Source organism: Candidatus Seongchinamella marina (assembly GCF_026262685.1).
Taxonomy (GTDB): domain Bacteria; phylum Pseudomonadota; class Gammaproteobacteria; order Pseudomonadales; family Halieaceae; genus Halioglobus; species Halioglobus marinus.
On the sequence record NZ_SHNP01000003.1, the window covers coordinates 210,108 to 224,695 of the forward strand.

18 protein-coding genes are annotated in these 14,588 nt (G+C 54.3%); 8 read left to right on the plus strand and 10 right to left on the minus strand.

The annotated features are described in order from the left end of the window. The first annotated feature begins 38 nt into the window (after nt 1–38). The 6 genes from ftsY to trmB all read left to right on the plus strand — a co-directional run bounded on the left by ftsY (nt 39) and on the right by trmB (nt 4,975). A complete protein-coding gene (ftsY, locus tag EYC87_RS09360) occupies nt 39–1,130 on the plus strand; it encodes a signal recognition particle-docking protein FtsY (RefSeq protein ID WP_279252635.1) in 1,092 nt (363 codons plus the stop codon). Continuing rightward, a complete protein-coding gene (ftsE, locus tag EYC87_RS09365; protein ID WP_279252636.1) occupies nt 1,127–1,792 on the plus strand; it encodes a cell division ATP-binding protein FtsE in 666 nt (221 codons plus the stop codon). Before ftsY ends, ftsE begins: the two co-directional genes overlap by 4 nt. After that, on the plus strand, nt 1,789–2,757 hold the full coding sequence (ftsX, locus tag EYC87_RS09370; protein ID WP_279252637.1) for a permease-like cell division protein FtsX: 969 nt from the start codon (nt 1,789–1,791) through the stop codon (nt 2,755–2,757). The genes ftsE and ftsX overlap by 4 nt, the downstream gene beginning before the upstream one ends. A gap of 195 nt (nt 2,758–2,952) precedes the next feature. Next, entirely contained in the window at nt 2,953–3,807 is an 855-nt protein-coding gene (rpoH, locus tag EYC87_RS09375; protein ID WP_279252638.1) for an RNA polymerase sigma factor RpoH, read from the plus strand. 102 nt (nt 3,808–3,909) lie between these two features. Beyond that, complete coding sequence (locus EYC87_RS09380; RefSeq protein WP_279252639.1) at nt 3,910–4,287, plus strand: DUF423 domain-containing protein; 378 nt, start codon at nt 3,910–3,912, stop codon at nt 4,285–4,287. A 1-nt stretch (nt 4,288) separates the two neighbouring features. Next, entirely contained in the window at nt 4,289–4,975 is a 687-nt protein-coding gene (gene trmB, locus EYC87_RS09385) for a tRNA (guanosine(46)-N7)-methyltransferase TrmB (protein ID WP_279252640.1), read from the plus strand. A gap of 55 nt (nt 4,976–5,030) precedes the next feature. Here the strand turns inward: trmB and hemW are convergent, their stop codons facing one another. The 8 genes from hemW to EYC87_RS09425 form a co-directional block, all read right to left on the minus strand. Continuing rightward, entirely contained in the window at nt 5,031–6,167 is a 1,137-nt protein-coding gene (gene hemW / locus EYC87_RS09390; RefSeq protein ID WP_279252641.1) for a radical SAM family heme chaperone HemW, read from the minus strand. Between the two features lie 5 nt (nt 6,168–6,172). Continuing rightward, nucleotides 6,173–6,769, minus strand: a complete 597-nt coding sequence (gene rdgB / locus EYC87_RS09395) for an RdgB/HAM1 family non-canonical purine NTP pyrophosphatase (RefSeq protein WP_279252642.1) — start codon at nt 6,767–6,769, stop codon at nt 6,173–6,175. Between the two features lie 8 nt (nt 6,770–6,777). Continuing rightward, entirely contained in the window at nt 6,778–7,218 is a 441-nt protein-coding gene (locus EYC87_RS09400) for a DUF4426 domain-containing protein (RefSeq protein ID WP_279252643.1), read from the minus strand. Nucleotides 7,219–7,225: 7 nt separating this feature from the next. After that, nucleotides 7,226–7,816, minus strand: a complete 591-nt coding sequence (gene metW / locus EYC87_RS09405; protein WP_007229964.1) for a methionine biosynthesis protein MetW — start codon at nt 7,814–7,816, stop codon at nt 7,226–7,228. After that, on the minus strand, nt 7,816–8,961 hold the full coding sequence (gene metX / locus EYC87_RS09410; RefSeq protein WP_279252644.1) for a homoserine O-succinyltransferase MetX: 1,146 nt from the start codon (nt 8,959–8,961) through the stop codon (nt 7,816–7,818). The genes metW and metX overlap by 1 nt, the downstream gene beginning before the upstream one ends. Nucleotides 8,962–8,971: 10 nt before the next feature. After that, on the minus strand, nt 8,972–9,559 hold the full coding sequence (locus EYC87_RS09415; protein WP_007230039.1) for a YggT family protein: 588 nt from the start codon (nt 9,557–9,559) through the stop codon (nt 8,972–8,974). A 4-nt stretch (nt 9,560–9,563) separates the two neighbouring features. Further along, a complete protein-coding gene (gene proC / locus EYC87_RS09420; protein WP_040542012.1) occupies nt 9,564–10,385 on the minus strand; it encodes a pyrroline-5-carboxylate reductase in 822 nt (273 codons plus the stop codon). Between the two features lie 105 nt (nt 10,386–10,490). After that, the gene (locus EYC87_RS09425; RefSeq protein ID WP_279252645.1) at nt 10,491–11,183 is read right to left on the minus strand and encodes a YggS family pyridoxal phosphate-dependent enzyme; all 693 of its coding nucleotides are present in this window, start codon (nt 11,181–11,183) and stop codon (nt 10,491–10,493) included. A gap of 138 nt (nt 11,184–11,321) precedes the next feature. Here EYC87_RS09425 and EYC87_RS09430 point away from each other — a divergent pair, with 138 nt between their 5' ends. Beyond that, complete coding sequence (locus EYC87_RS09430) at nt 11,322–12,356, plus strand: type IV pilus twitching motility protein PilT (protein WP_279252646.1); 1,035 nt, start codon at nt 11,322–11,324, stop codon at nt 12,354–12,356. 34 nt (nt 12,357–12,390) lie between these two features. Further along, nucleotides 12,391–13,539 carry a PilT/PilU family type 4a pilus ATPase gene (locus EYC87_RS09435; RefSeq protein WP_279252647.1) on the plus strand — a complete coding sequence of 383 codons (1,149 nt, stop codon included), beginning with the start codon at nt 12,391–12,393 and terminating at the stop codon, nt 13,537–13,539. Here the strand turns inward: EYC87_RS09435 and ruvX are convergent. Then, nucleotides 13,536–14,036 (minus strand): Holliday junction resolvase RuvX, encoded by a 501-nt coding sequence (gene ruvX / locus EYC87_RS09440; protein WP_423243971.1) that lies wholly within the window; start codon nt 14,034–14,036, stop codon nt 13,536–13,538. The genes EYC87_RS09435 and ruvX overlap by 4 nt on opposite strands. Continuing rightward, nucleotides 13,970–14,560: a YqgE/AlgH family protein gene (locus EYC87_RS09445; protein ID WP_279252648.1), complete on the minus strand. Its 591-nt coding sequence runs from the start codon at nt 14,558–14,560 to the stop codon at nt 13,970–13,972. Before EYC87_RS09445 ends, ruvX begins: the two co-directional genes overlap by 67 nt. Nucleotides 14,561–14,588 lie beyond the last annotated feature (28 nt).

Sequence of the window (14,588 nt, forward strand, 5' to 3'; positions counted from 1 at the left end):
CTACCCTTCTGGTGACTGCAGACTTTAACACGACCGATATGAAAATTTTCAAACGAAAGAACAAGCTGGAAGCGCAACCGCTTGCCGAAGCAGGCGCTGCACAGGAACTCCCTGAGCCCGCTGTTGAAAGCTCGGCTCAACCCGAGCCTCAAGTCGAGGCAACGCCGGGGTTAACTACTGACGCAGCGCCCCAGGACAAGCCCGGAATTTTCGGCCGCTTGCGCCGGGGCCTTGGGCGAACCAGCGATAGTCTGGTTCAGGGTCTGGGGAACCTGTTCCTAGGGCGCAAGGAAATCGACGAAGAGTTGCTCGAGGAACTGGAGTCGCGTTTGCTGATGGCCGACGTGGGTATCGAGGCCACCATGGATATCATCGACAAGCTCATGTTACGTGTATCCCGTAAGGAATTGACCAATCCGGAATCGTTACAAGGGGCGCTCAAAGAAGAGCTTCTGTCTTTACTGAAGCCCTGCGAGCAGCCGCTGTCAGTAAGCGGGCACCAACCTTATGTAATATTGATGGTCGGCGTAAATGGTGTCGGCAAGACCACAACTATCGGTAAACTGGCCAAGCGATTTCAGTCCCAGGGGCAGTCAGTCATGCTGGCGGCCGGCGATACCTTTCGGGCTGCAGCGGTAGAGCAGCTGCAGGTATGGGGAGATAGAAACAGTGTGCCAGTGGTGGCACAACACACCGGCGCAGACAGCGCTTCTGTCATTTTCGATGCATTACAGGCCGCACAGGCCCGGAATATCGATGTGTTGATTGCTGACACGGCGGGTCGTCTGCACAACAAGGACAATTTGATGGAGGAGCTTAAGAAAGTGGTTCGGGTGATGGGTAAACTCGATCAAAGTGCTCCCCACGAAGTGATGCTGGTACTGGATGCGGGCACTGGACAGAATGCCCTGGCCCAGGCCGATCATTTCCAGCAATGGGTAGGCGTATCAGGCATTAGCCTGACCAAGCTTGATGGTACGGCCAAGGGTGGGGTAATTTTTGCGATCGCCAAAAAACTGGGTTTACCGATTCGGTTTATCGGTATTGGAGAGGCGGTAGATGATTTAAGACCCTTTGAGGCTGAGCCTTTTATCGAGGCCTTGTTCGCCGGGAATGAAGACCCTGCATGATCCGCTTCGAGCGCGTCAGTAAGCGCTATGATGAGGGTCACGATGCTCTGCGTGAAGTCAGCTTTGAGATTGCCAAAGATGACCTGGTTTTTCTGACCGGCCATTCTGGCGCGGGTAAGAGCACGCTAATGCGCCTGGTGATGTTGATGGATAGGGCAACCCGCGGCAAGGTCATCGTCGATGGGATAGACATGGCGAGCATTCCAAATCGAAATATTCCCGCTCATCGACGGGATATCGGCGTGGTGTTCCAGAACCATCAGCTGCTTTTTGATCGCTGCGTATTCGACAATGTGGCTCTGCCCTTAGTCATTGCCGGTTACGATCATCGAGAGATTGGCAGACGAGTGCGCGCGGCGTTAGACAAGGTGAGCTTACTGAATCGCGAACGGGCCTTGCCAGTAACCTTGTCAGGGGGGGAACAGCAGCGAGTAGGCATCGCACGCGCGGTAGTGGGCAAGCCAAAGATCCTGTTGGCTGATGAACCCACGGGAAACCTCGATCCGGCGCTGTCTGCTGAAATCATGCAGCTGTTCGAGGAATTCAACCAGGTGGGCGTCACGGTGCTCATCGCCAGCCACGACCTGATATTGATTTCCAAGTTGCGCCACCGAATCATCACGTTAAGTGAAGGGCGCCTGGTGACCGGGGGTGCCCTGTGAGTAAGTCCCGGATCGAAGGCGCAGTGCAAAGTAAGACGCGTTTATCTGATCGTTATAATGCGTGGCTGCGTCATCATAGACTGTCTGCGGCTGATAGCCTTCACCGGGTGTTAGACAATCTTGTCGCCAGCTTGATGACCTGGCTCGTTATTGGTATCGCAATGGCATTGCCTGTGGGGCTTGATGTGGCGCTGGACAATGCAACTGAGCTGAGCGCTGGCTGGGACAGCCCTTCGCAGATTTCCTTATTTCTTAAAGAGGGTCAGGACTCGGCTTCAGCTGAAACTTTAGTCCGTGAAATTGAAGCCAGGGACGATGTGGCCGGGGTGCACTTTGTGTCGCGCGAGGATGCTCTGGCTGAATTTAGCGCGCTGTCTGGTTTTGCGGATGTGCTGGCTAGCCTGGAGAAAAACCCGCTGCCCAATCTGTTAGTGGTAACCCCGGTTGCGTCTTTGGTGGGAACCGCCACCGATGGCCTGCGCTCGGAGTTAGCCCAGCGAGAAGAAGTGGCGGAGGCGGTGCTGGATATGGAATGGCTGCAACGTCTCAACAGCATCATGCAGTTGAGCCGGCGCCTGGTCATGGCCATTGGCGGGCTGTTGGTTTTAGGGGTGGTATTGATATTAGGTAATACCATTCGACTGTCGATCGAGAATCGCCGGGAAGAGATCGTCATTGTGAAATTGGTGGGGGGCAGCAATCCTTTCGTGCGTCGACCCTTTTTATATACGGGACTCTGGTACGGTGTCGGAGGCGGCTTTTTTGCCGCATTGCTGGTGAGTTTGTCTCTTTGGTTTCTGGAATCGCCGGTCTCTGAATTGGCCGCTTTGTACCAGAGTGACTTTGACCTGGAGGGACTCGGCATGATGGGCGCTCTCAATATGCTTATCCTGGGCGGGTTGCTAGGTCTGGCCGGCGCCTGGCTTGCAGTCACGCGCCATCTAGCTGCAATCCAGCCCCGTTAGTGGGTTTTAGGTGGCAGCTTACCCCGGCTCGCAAAATTGCCTGTAACCGGTGTGTTTGGCAGAATCTTTAGCATAAGTTGTTGATTATAATAAAAAAGCATGATTTTTTTGATACCTCCATGGAACTATGTGCTGATTAGCACTCTAATACAAAGAGTGCTAATATTGCTGGCCAAAATTTAATGGAGGTCTTTTATGAGTAGTAACCTGCAACCCGTCGATCAGATGGTACCGGGAGCCAACCTTGCCGCCTATGTGCAAGCCGTTGGCAGTATCCCTGTGCTCAGTCCTGAGCGCGAGCGGGAACTGGCAGAAGACCTCTTTTACAATGACAACCTCACCGCTGCCCGAGAACTGGTGATGTCTCACTTGCGTTTTGTCGTCCACATTGCCCGCAGTTACTCTGGCTATGGCCTGGCTGAAGCCGACCTGATTCAGGAAGGTAACGTGGGTTTGATGAAAGCCATTAAGCGCTTTGACCCGGAGAAGGGCGTCCGGCTGGTCTCTTTTGCCGTCCATTGGATCAAGGCAGAAATGCATGAGTACATTCTGCGTAACTGGCGTATTGTTAAAGTGGCGACCACCAAAGCGCAACGCAAACTGTTCTTCAATTTACGCAGCAAGAAGAAGAGCCTGTCGTGGCTCAGCGCTGACGAGGCCAAGGCTGTCGCTGAGGACCTTGGGGTTGACGTGAAAGAAGTTCACCGCATGGAAGGCCGACTGACTAGTCGTGACCTCGCATACGATATGTCTACTGACAGCGATGATGATGACGCTTGGCAAGCACCCCAGTATTACCTGGAAGATCATAGCTCCGACCCCGCCCAGACAGTAGAGGAGGGTGACTGGAAGCAGAACTCGCAGGCCCAACTGCATAGTGCTCTGGCAGACCTGGATGAACGCAGCCGCAATATTCTGGCACAGCGTTGGCTGGCCGAGGAGAAGTCGACCCTGCATGAGCTTGCCGATCAATACGGTGTCTCGGCAGAGCGTATTCGTCAGTTAGAAGCGAATGCGATGAAAAAGCTAAAGGTCGCCATCGCCGCCTGATTTAGCCAACATACTCTTGTAGGAGCCCACTGTGTGGGCGATGATTGTCTTCGGTCATCGCCCATCCAGTGGGCTTCTTCAGTTTCAGGATAGATACAAACCATGGCAAAACTATTTATTACCCTCGCGTCCCTCAGTGGCATGTTGGCAGTTACTTTCGGTGCCTTTGGCGCCCATGCTTTGCGCGACAAGCTTGATAACGACATGATGGGAGTTTTCGAAACTGCAGTTCAGTACCACTTTTACCATTCACTGGCCCTGTTGGCGGTGGGGGTGATTGCCCTTAGTCAGCCCCAGACCGTCATGCTTAAAAGCGCCGGCTGGTTGTTCCTGTCAGGCATAGCGGTATTTTCCGGTAGTCTTTATATTCTGGCGATAACCGACACCAAGTGGCTGGGTGCCCTTACCCCTCTGGGCGGCCTGTCATTCATTGCGGGCTGGGCGTGTTTGGCAGCAGTGGGCTGGAAGTTGCTGGGTTGATATGAGCGAAACAGAAAAGCATCGTCGCATTCGCAGCTATGTGCTGCGCACCGGACGCATGACCCCCGGACAAGAGCGAGCGTACGAGGAAAATTGGTCCCGCTGGGGCCTGGTGCATGCGGATGGCCCCCTGGATTTCGACACCTGTTTTGGCCGGCCCGGGCCAAAGGTGCTGGAAATAGGCTTCGGTATGGGCCAGTCCCTTGTAGAGATGGCGGTAGCAGCTCCCGATAACAACTTTGTTGGCATAGAGGTCCATAAACCCGGTGTCGGACGCCTGCTGCATTCCATGGTGGATGAGGGCGTGAATAATGTCAGAGTCTATTGTCATGATGCAGTAGAAGTATTGCGCGACTGTATTGCCGATGAATCTCTGGACACGGTGCAGATTTTTTTCCCCGACCCATGGCACAAAAAACGCCATCATAAGCGGCGCCTGATCCAGTCCGAATTTGTAACGCAGCTTACACGCAAGCTGAAATCCGGCGGTATTTTACACTTGGCTACAGATTGGCAGCAGTATGCTGAGCAGATGATGGACGTTTTGACCGCTGCCGAGGGTTTGTCGAATAGCGACGGGCCCGAGCAGTTTTCTCCACGGCCCGATGATCGGCCACTGACCAAGTTTGAAGCCCGTGGGGAGCGACTCGGACACGGGGTTTGGGATCTTTTGTTTGTAAAAGATTAGTACCGCAGCTATTTCACTGCCTGCGCAGGGAGTTATCAGGTCGGCTGGCCCAGGGTCAGTCGTTAGGCAGAAATTCCGCGATCACGCTGTCGAGGAAGCGCCTTCCTAGTGGTGTTGCTCGAATATTGTCGCGGTCCGTAGAAAGCAGTTCTCGATCCGCTAGTGACTGCACCTTTGGGCGCAGTTGATCTGCTGACAATCCGGTGACCTGCTCGAATCGCTGTGTGCTGAAGCCATTATTGAGCCGTAAGGCAAACATCATAAATTCTCCGATAAGCTCACCCTGGTTGAGAACGCGCTTACTGGCGGTGTAACGCTTGCCCTGCAAATAGTCTTGCGGTGCCCTGGTCTTGGCGTAGCGTCTGATGCTGCCGTCGGCTGCGGTAATTTTGCCGTGAGCGCCTGCGCCCAGGGCGAGATAGTCACCAAAGGACCAGTAGTTGAGGTTGTGTTGACACTGCAACTCGGGACGGCTGTAGGCCGACACTTCATATTGGGCATAGCCCTGATTTTCAAGCAACAATTCCCCCCGGTCCTGAATGTCTGCCAGGGCGTCTTCTACCGGCAGAGTGGGTGGTCGTTTGTTGAAGACGGTGTTGGGTTCAATCGTCAGCTGATACCAGGACAAATGCGGCGGATGGAAGCTGATGGCTGTTTCTAGGTCGTAAATAGCGTCTGCTTCAGTTTGTCCCGGTAAACCGTGCATTAAATCGATATTGAAACTATCGAAGCCGGCGGCACTGGCATATTCGATAGCAGCGCGGGCCTGCTTACTATCGTGCACCCGCCCTAGCGCGCCCAGCTTGTCATCCTGGAAACTCTGGACACCCAGCGAGAGACGATTAATGCCTGCCTGGCGAAAGCCGAGAAATTTGTCCGCTTCGGCGCTGCCCGGGTTTGCCTCCATGGTCGCCTCTGCGTCAGGGGCCAGTTCAAGTCTGTCACCGATGCCCGCCAGCAAGCGGGAGATCGCCTCGGCGCTAAACAGGCTCGGGGTTCCTCCACCGATGAACAGGGTCTGGATTTCACGCCCAGCCGCCATGGCCAGGTCGGCGTCCAGGTCTTGCAAAAGCGCGGTGATATAGGCCTGCTCTGGAACATGACTGCTCTCATGGGAGTTAAAGTCACAATAGGGGCACTTGCGCTCGCACCAGGGAAGGTGAATATAAAGGCTAAGTGGCGGCAGCGACATTGGGTTTAGGCGCTTGTGCCTAAAGCCTTCAGCAGCAGAACACTGGCAATTGCGCGGTGACTAATACCGTTTTTGATGTCCGTCGAGAGCTCGGCCGCGCTGCACTGGTAGTCTGGTAGATAAAACAAAGGATCGTAACCAAACCCATTTACGCCCTGTTCAGCTTCTAGAATGCGTCCTTCCCAGCTACCCTGGCAAACGATTGGCGTGGGGTCTTCAGCATGGCGCATATACACTAATGCGCATTGATAGCGGGCACCGCGCTGTGGCTCGGGCACCCCTTCGAGTGCGCGAAGTAACTTTGCATTATTCGCTATATCACCTGCCCCGGAATAGCGGGCTGAGTGAATGCCTGGCGCGCCTTTCAGGTGGTCCACTTCTAGCCCGGAGTCGTCGGCGATTGCCGGCAGTTCACTGTGGCGACAGGCAGCGCGGGCTTTGATAATAGCGTTTTCAACAAAACTAAGCCCGTCTTCGGCTACCTCGGGAACGTCAAATTCTGCCTGTGATTTAAGTTCCAGCCCAAGTGGGGTCAAAGTACGGTTCAGTTCCTTGAGCTTTCCTGCGTTGCCACTGGCGAGAACCACGGTTTGTTTGTCCATGGGCGGGCTTAGTCCTTGTACATCTGATGCTTGAGTTCGAATGTGTAGGTTTGTTGAGCACCCTCTGGTCGAAAGTAGACCTCAAAAGACCGGTGCTCTTCGTTGAGAAATTTGAATTCAGCGATGTAGTAAACGGCAGGCCCTTCGCGGATCTCCTGAAACTCCAGGACATCGAGTTTTTGCAGTAGATCCCTGCTAGTGCCCTTTAATTGCATGGGGCGGCCTATGTCGCCGCCTGCATCCAGGTGTTCGCGCACCGACAGGTTCAGTATGGCGCGCTCTTCGCCGCGGATAATCCCGTACGTGGCGGCGACGCTGGGTTCTAGAAAGGTAGTGTTAACTACGCTGTAGTGAAGCTCAAAAGGACCGAACATTTTTGACTGTTGACCGTGGGCCGCGACAGCAGGCCACAGTGCCATGATGAGAAAGGTAAGAAAGAGTGTACGCATGCTGACCTCAGCGGGTAATGTGATAGATCGCAGTGGTGGCGAACAAATTCGGCCAGGCATTGGCTAGCATCGGTTCGCGCTCTGTGTTGCCTACCACGTCGCGCGCCAGAATTCGTATTCCTCGTTCACTGCAAAGGGCTTCGAAGTCGTGCACGGTACAAAAGTGGATATTAGGCGTGTTGTACCAGGTGTGTGGCATAAAACTGGAGACTGGCATACGTCCTCTTGCACCGAGGAACAGGCGGCAGCGCCAGTGGCCGAAGTTGGGAAAAGTGACTATGCCCTGGCGGCCAATGCGCAGCATTTCTTCCAGCACTCGATCCGGGTAATGGACAGCCTGCAGAGCGTGGGCGAGCACTACGGTATCAAAGCTCTGGTCGGGGAAGTTTGCCAGGCCTTTATCCATATCCTGTTCGATAATATTCAAGCCACGTCCGATAGCGCTATTGATATCGGCCTGGTCGATTTCGATCCCCGTGCCACGCACTTGTCGCTGATCACGGAGAGTCTGCAGGAATTCACCGTCAGCACAGCCCAGGTCCAGCACCCTTGAACCAGGAGCTATCCAGCGTTGTATGTGAGTAAGGTCCAGGCGCATCAGCTTTCCCCCACCCGCTTCATATAAGCTGAAAACGCTTCCAGGTAGCGTGGTATGGGCATGAGAAAAGCGTCATGCCCCTCGTTGGCCTCGATTTCCGTGTAGGTCACCGGACGATCGGCGGCAATTAAGGCATTGACGATTTCCCGGGAACGAGCCGGTGCGAATCGCCAGTCTGTTGAGAACGAGGCGACAAAGAAGCTGCAGTTCGCGTTGCTGAATGCTTTCACAGGGTCATGCTGGTATTCGCGGGCCAGATCGAAATAATCCAGTGCCCGGGTCATTAATATATAGGTATTGGCATCAAAGTTTCCCGAGAATTGACTGCCCTGGTGACGCAGGTAGCTCTGGACTTGAAACTCGATATTGTCCTCGTCGCCCATCTCGAAGCTTCCTGAGCGAAGCTCTCTGCCAAATTTGTTGGCCATGGCTTCGTCAGACAAGTAAGTGATATGACCGACCATTCTCGCCAGAGCGAGACCCTGGCCCGGTACTGCACCCTTATAAACATAGTTACCGTCTTCAAATGCGGGATCGGAAACTATGGCTTGTCGGGCGAGTTCATTGAACGCCAGGTTTTGGGCGCTTAGCTTCATGGCTGCTGCAATGACAATACAGTGCTTGAGCCTGTCAGGGTATTCAAGCGACCAGCGCATAGCCTGCATGCCGCCCAAACTGCCGCCTATGACAGCGGCCCAGCAATCGATACCCAAACGGTCTGCCAGCCGGGCCTGGCTATTTACCCAGTCCCTTGCACGCAGTGATGGAAAATCTGGCCCCCAGGCCTTTCCCGTCGCTGGGTTGATGGACGCGGGTCCGGTTGAGCCGTGACAGCCTCCGATATTATTGGCGCTGACGACAAAAAATTGATTAGTGTCGATGGGCTTGCCGGGGCCGATGCACTCGTTCCACCAGCCTGGCTTGCGATCTTCTTCGCTATGATAACCCGCGGCATGGTGGTGCCCGGACAATGCATGGCAGATTAGTACTGCGTTACTGTTGTCATGGTTGAGCTCACCATAGGTTTCGTAAGTCAGCTCATAATTGGGTAATTCCCTGCCACAGGCGAGCATCAGGGGGTCATCAAAGCGGGCCACCTGGGGGGTAACAATGCCAATCGAGTGGCTGTCAAAGTTAGCGCTCATCGCGTGGCTGTCAGAGTCCGATTACCAGGGCCGGGTGCAGGCCCACGCCCGCGGCCATGTGGCGCAACGCAATCTGAATGATATTGATAAGAATGAATACCAGAATAGGTGAAAAATCCATGCCGCCCGCAGAAGGCAGTAGTTTCCTGAAAGGCGCCATAACCGGTTCGGTGATCTGGTACAGCAGATAAACCGCGGGGTTGCTACTGCCCGGGGCAATCCAGCTCAGGATGATCATGGCCAGCAGGGCAAAAAAGTAGACGTTAACCATCAGTCCTGTCACGCCAAGTACCGACCATACCAGCAGCAGGCCGATGTTGGGCATACCGAGGCCGTAAAGCGCCATAAGCAGAACGATCGCGAGGCATTGCAGTATCAAGGTCAAAAGTAGCGAGGCGATATCCAGGCCACCAAGCCCTGGAATTATCTTGCGCAGCGGGATGACCAATGGATTAGTGATTTTTACCAGGAACTGACTGACAGGATTGTAAAAGTCAGCTCGCACCAGTTGCAGCACAAAGCGCAACAGCATTGCCATCATGTACAGGGTCAGAACAGTCTGTATCAGGTAGGTGAATATTTCGTTTAAAGCGCCCATGCCCTTATCCCATTTCCTTTGCCATTTCATCGGCTCTGTCGGCGGCTGCTTGCATGGCATCATCCACCAGTTTACGCAGGCCAGCCGTTTCGAAATTTTCGATGGCTGCCTGGGTGGTGCCCCCCGGGCTGGTTACCCGGCGCCGTAACTCTACAAGATCGACATCGCTTTCAAGGGCCATCCGCGCAGCACCCAAACCGGTCTGCTGGGCGAGTTTGCGGGCGGTTTCCCGGTCCAGTCCCTGCGCTACTCCTGCATCGATCATCGCTTCCATAAACAGGAAAAAGTAGGCCGGGCCGCTGCCCGAAAGTGCGGTGACCGCATTCAGGTCCCGTTCTTTGGGAACCCAGTCAAGAATCCCGACAGCAGACAACACCTGCTCTGCATATGCTCGCTGCTGATCGCTGGTGTTGGCGTTTGCAAACAGTCCGCTGGCCCCGCAGCCCAGCAAAGCAGGTGTATTGGGCATGCAGCGCACGATGGCGGTTTCGCGTCCCAACCACGTCAACATGCTATCGATGGTGATACCCGCGGCGATGGAGATAACCAGCGGCGCGGTTGCAGTCACGGCTTCTGCGATTCCGCGACAGACCTCAGCCATAACCTGTGGCTTCACCGCCAGAATGATCACATCTGCCCCCCGGGCTGCTTCCCGGTTATCAGAGCAGACATGCACTGGAGCGATCTGTTGCAGCCGCTCAATGCTCTCTGGGAAGGGATCAGCAGCGCGGATACAGTCAGCGGGATGTCCAGCTTCGACCAGGCCGCCGACGATGCTGGTAGCCATATTTCCGGCGCCGATGAAGGCTATTGTAGGTGTCTTCAATTATGTTCTCAGTGACTTGCACAAGGTTGTGGGCTTGTCTTTACCGCCCAGGCCAGAATCGAGGCATCCGCGCGGTCGGTGTCTTAGCGTTTTAGTATAACAATATCACCCCTGTCTTGGGCCAAAGATCGCGGTGCCTATACGAACCATGGTCGAGCCCTCGGCAATGGCTGATTCCATATCGCCGGACATGCCCATCGATAAGGTGTCAATTTGAGGGTGCTTCAACTTCAGTTGTTCGAAGGCCTTGCGCAGGGCGGCAAATGTGGCCCGTTGCTCGGACTCAGAATCGGTGGCTGCCGGGATGGCCATGAGACCCCTCAATTGGAGGCGGGGAAGCTCGTCCACCAGCGCTGCCAGCTCATCCAGTTCATTCAGGCTGACCCCCGACTTGCTCTGTTCTGAGGAGATGTTGACCTGCAGGCACACTTGCAGGGGGGGCAGGCTATCGGGTCGCTGCTCATTCAGTCGGCGGGCAATTTTTGGCCGCTCGATGCTCTGCACCCATTGGAAGTGCTCTGCGATAGGCCGTGTTTTGTTGGACTGGATAGGACCAATGAAATGCCAGGTAATGGGTAAGTCGGCCAGATCGGTAATTTTGTCGACCGCTTCTTGCAGATAGTTTTCTCCAAACTGGGTCAGGCCGCAATCATAGGCAGCCCGGACGTCGTCAGCGGGCCGGGTTTTGCTGACCGCAAGCAGTATTATGTCACTTTCGGCTTTCTGGCTTTTTTGTGATCTGATTCGTACTCTCTTGAGTAGCTTTGTTATATTGTCTTTAGATAAGGGCTGAGTCATGGCGTGAATGGTAGCTGATGCGCGGCCGTTGGGGCTACAGCAAAGCCCTAAATACAGACAAACAAGCGGCCATGGTGCTGCGGGTCTGGCGTTATCAGGGGAGCCCACTAGGCAAACGCCCTACCAGAGAGGATAAATATGGATATTACAGAACTTCTCGCATTCAGTGCCAAGCAGGGGGCATCGGATCTTCACCTTTCGGCGGGTTTACCGCCGATGATCAGGGTCGATGGCGATATTCGCCGAATCAACCTTCCTCCCATGGACCACAAACAAGTTCATGAATTGATTTACGACATCATGAACGACAAGCAACGCAAGGACTATGAGGAGTTTCTGGAAACAGACTTTTCTTTTGAAGTTCCAGGCGTGGCTCGTTTTCGAGTCAATGCGTTTAACCAGAATCGTGGTGCCGGTGCGGTATTCAGAACAATCCCCTCGAAAGTCCTGACGATGGAAGATCTGGGCATGGGGCAGGTGTTTCGGGATATTTGCATGATGCCTCGTGGCCTGGTGCTGGTTACCGGACCAACCGGCTCAGGAAAGTCCACCACACTCGCCGCTATGGTCGATTTCATTAACGATAACAAGTATGAGCACGTTCTCACCATTGAGGACCCTATCGAATTTGTTCACGAGTCCAAGAAGTGCCTGGTTAACCAGCGGGAAGTTCATAAGGATACCCTGGGCTTCTCTGAGGCATTACGCTCTGCGTTGCGTGAAGACCCGGATATTATTTTGGTGGGTGAAATGCGCGATCTGGAAACCATCCGTCTCGCACTCACTGCAGCGGAAACCGGACACTTGGTTTTCGGTACTTTGCATACAACCTCTGCCGCAAAAACAATCGACCGGGTGATCGACGTATTCCCCGCTGCAGAGAAAGACATGGTTCGCTCTATGCTCTCGGAGTCTTTGATGGCAGTTTGTTCCCAGACCCTGCTCAAACGAACTACCGGCGGTCGGGTGGCGGCTCACGAGATTATGCGTGGTACTTCGGCGATCCGAAACCTGATTCGCGAGGATAAGGTGGCGCAAATGTACTCGGCCATCCAGACTGGCCACGCCCTTGGTATGCAGACCATGGACCAGTGTCTGCAGGAGTTGGTGGATAAGCGGGTTGTTTCTCGCGAAGCCGCTCGTGAAAAAGCACGTATGCCGGAGAATTTCTAGGGCCTGCGCAAAAGAAGAAAATAAAGGAGGCACCATGAAAATAGAAGATTTGCTACAACGAGTCGTCGATGGGGGAGCTTCTGATGGCTTTGTCTCTGCGGGTGCACCGCCCGGAATTAAAGTGGACGGCAATATATTTCCTATGGTGGACGAGCCGCTAACCTCTGAAGAGGCTCGCGAACTGGTTTTGTCTACCATGGATGAAGAACAGCAGGCCTATTTCTTCGAGCACCATGAATATAATTTTGCCATCGGTCGTGAAGGTCTGGGGCGCTTTCGTGTCAGCTGCTTCCAGCAGCGCGGTGAATATGGGCTGGTACTGCGTCGTATTGTTACCGAAATTCCAACCATCGACGAGCTGGGCCTGCCGCCTATCGTTAAAGAACTGTCGATGACCAAGCGCGGTTTGGTCATTTTTGTGGGTGCGACCGGCACCGGTAAGTCCACATCGCTGGCTTCCATGGTGGGCTATCGCAATGAGAATAGTCGCGGCCACATCATTACCATCGAAGACCCGATCGAATACATGCACGACCACGGCAATTGTATTGTCACGCAGCGCGAAGTAGGTGTGGATACCGAGTCTTTTGATATCGCACTGAAGAACACTTTGCGCCAGGCTCCTGACGTAATCATGATCGGTGAGGTACGAACGGCTGAAACCATGATGCAGGCACTGACATTTGCCGAAACAGGTCATCTTTGCCTTTGCACATTGCACGCAAACAATGCCAACCAGGCACTGGACCGCATTCAGAGTTTCTTCCCGCCCGAGCAACACCATCAGGTGTGGATGGACTTATCCCTCAACCTGAAGTCGATGGTGGCTCAACAGTTATTGCCCCGCAAGGGCAGTAATGGCCGAGTGCCTGTGGTTGAGGTTTTATTGAATTCGCCGCTAGTATCAGACCTGATTCGCAAAGGAGAGGTGCACTTGATCAAGGATTTGATGGCCAAGTCTACCGAGTTGGGTATGCAGACGCTCGATCAGTCTCTGATCAAGGCTTACAAGGAAGGCCTGATCACCAAGGAAGACGCTATTCGTTACGCCGACTCAGCCAATGATGTTCGCCTCGCCATTAAAATGCATGAAAAGGTCCAGGTGGGTGCGGGTGCGACGGACGATTTCTCTCTGTCCTATGAGGAAAACGAGGACAAGGGCCGTTTTATGGGTCGGTCTTAGGAGTCCGCCCCGATTTGCCCTGATAGCCAGGTCTGCAGGATTAACTCTGCTGCCAGGCTGTCTACCGGGTTTTTGTTGTAGTCACCTCCATGACCTCTTTCCCTGCTTTGTTGCTTGGCTTCAAAGCTGCTTAAGCGCTCGTCCACCATTTGCACCGGCAAATTCAGCCGCCCTCCCAGCCGTCGGCCGAACTTGTGGGCTTTTTCTGATAGTTCGCTGACGCTGCCGTCCATGTTCAGCGGCTCGCCCACGACCAACAGATCAGGTTGCCACTCATCCACCAGTGCTGCCACGGAAGCCCAGTTGGGGACTCCGTCCCTGGCTTTGAGGATGGGTAGGGCATGAGTAGTACCGAACAAAGAGTTGCCGGTGGCAACACCAATTTGGCGCAGGCCGTAATCGAAAGCCAGAACTGTTTGGGCTTGCTTGCTCAGGCGTGTCCTGCCTCGGCGGAAATCAGATTCATGTCGATGCCCAGTTGTGCAGCAGCGCTGCATAGTCTTTGTTCTGCCGGCGTGGCAAAAATAATGTCACTGGTTGCGGGTAGGCTCAGCCAGCTGTTTTCCGCCAGCTCCTGTTCCAGCTGACCGGCAGACCAGCCTGCATAACCCAGGGCAATCAAGTGCTCTTTAGGCCCGGAACCCTGGGCAATTGCCCTGAGTATATCTCGCGAGGTTGTCAGGGTGATCTCGACAGAGACTTGCAAGTTGGCCTCCCAGGTTTCATCGCAGCCCCTGTGGAGGACGAAGCCGTGGTCAATCTGTACCGGGCCGCCCGCCATTACCGGCATATCAGAAAAATCGTTCAGGCTCTCAATTTCCAGGTGCTCGAAAACCTCGCCCACGGACAAGTCCAGAGGCTGGTTTATCACGATACCCATGGCGCCGCTTTCACCGTGTTCACAGATATAGGTGATGCTATGAGAAAAAATGCCTTCGGTTAGGCAGGGCATTGCCAGCAGGAAATGATCCCGCAGACTGTCGCTGCTTCTGGCGGTGGTGGCGTCGACTCTACCGGGCATAATGGGTGGAAAAACCTCTGATGTGACC

What these genes read in the sequence shown, in the direction of transcription:
- EYC87_RS09400 (WP_279252643.1), bottom strand. Translation starts at nt 7,218, where the DNA reads ATGCGTACACTCTTTCTTACCTTTCTCATCATGGCACTGTGGCCTGCT.
- ftsE (WP_279252636.1), top strand. Translation starts at nt 1,127, where the DNA reads ATGATCCGCTTCGAGCGCGTCAGTAAGCGCTATGATGAGGGTCACGAT.
- metW (WP_007229964.1), bottom strand. Translation starts at nt 7,816, where the DNA reads ATGCGCCTGGACCTTACTCACATACAACGCTGGATAGCTCCTGGTTCA.
- EYC87_RS09445 (WP_279252648.1), bottom strand. Translation starts at nt 14,560, where the DNA reads ATGCCCGGTAGAGTCGACGCCACCACCGCCAGAAGCAGCGACAGTCTG.
- EYC87_RS09435 (WP_279252647.1), top strand. Translation starts at nt 12,391, where the DNA reads ATGAAAATAGAAGATTTGCTACAACGAGTCGTCGATGGGGGAGCTTCT.
- metX (WP_279252644.1), bottom strand. Translation starts at nt 8,961, where the DNA reads ATGAGCGCTAACTTTGACAGCCACTCGATTGGCATTGTTACCCCCCAG.
- trmB (WP_279252640.1), top strand. Translation starts at nt 4,289, where the DNA reads ATGAGCGAAACAGAAAAGCATCGTCGCATTCGCAGCTATGTGCTGCGC.
- hemW (WP_279252641.1), bottom strand. Translation starts at nt 6,167, where the DNA reads ATGTCGCTGCCGCCACTTAGCCTTTATATTCACCTTCCCTGGTGCGAG.
- ftsY (WP_279252635.1), top strand. Translation starts at nt 39, where the DNA reads ATGAAAATTTTCAAACGAAAGAACAAGCTGGAAGCGCAACCGCTTGCC.
- EYC87_RS09415 (WP_007230039.1), bottom strand. Translation starts at nt 9,559, where the DNA reads ATGGGCGCTTTAAACGAAATATTCACCTACCTGATACAGACTGTTCTG.
- EYC87_RS09430 (WP_279252646.1), top strand. Translation starts at nt 11,322, where the DNA reads ATGGATATTACAGAACTTCTCGCATTCAGTGCCAAGCAGGGGGCATCG.
- rdgB (WP_279252642.1), bottom strand. Translation starts at nt 6,769, where the DNA reads ATGGACAAACAAACCGTGGTTCTCGCCAGTGGCAACGCAGGAAAGCTC.
- rpoH (WP_279252638.1), top strand. Translation starts at nt 2,953, where the DNA reads ATGAGTAGTAACCTGCAACCCGTCGATCAGATGGTACCGGGAGCCAAC.
- EYC87_RS09380 (WP_279252639.1), top strand. Translation starts at nt 3,910, where the DNA reads ATGGCAAAACTATTTATTACCCTCGCGTCCCTCAGTGGCATGTTGGCA.
- ruvX (WP_423243971.1), bottom strand. Translation starts at nt 14,036, where the DNA reads ATGCAGCGCTGCTGCACAACTGGGCATCGACATGAATCTGATTTCCGC.
- EYC87_RS09425 (WP_279252645.1), bottom strand. Translation starts at nt 11,183, where the DNA reads ATGACTCAGCCCTTATCTAAAGACAATATAACAAAGCTACTCAAGAGA.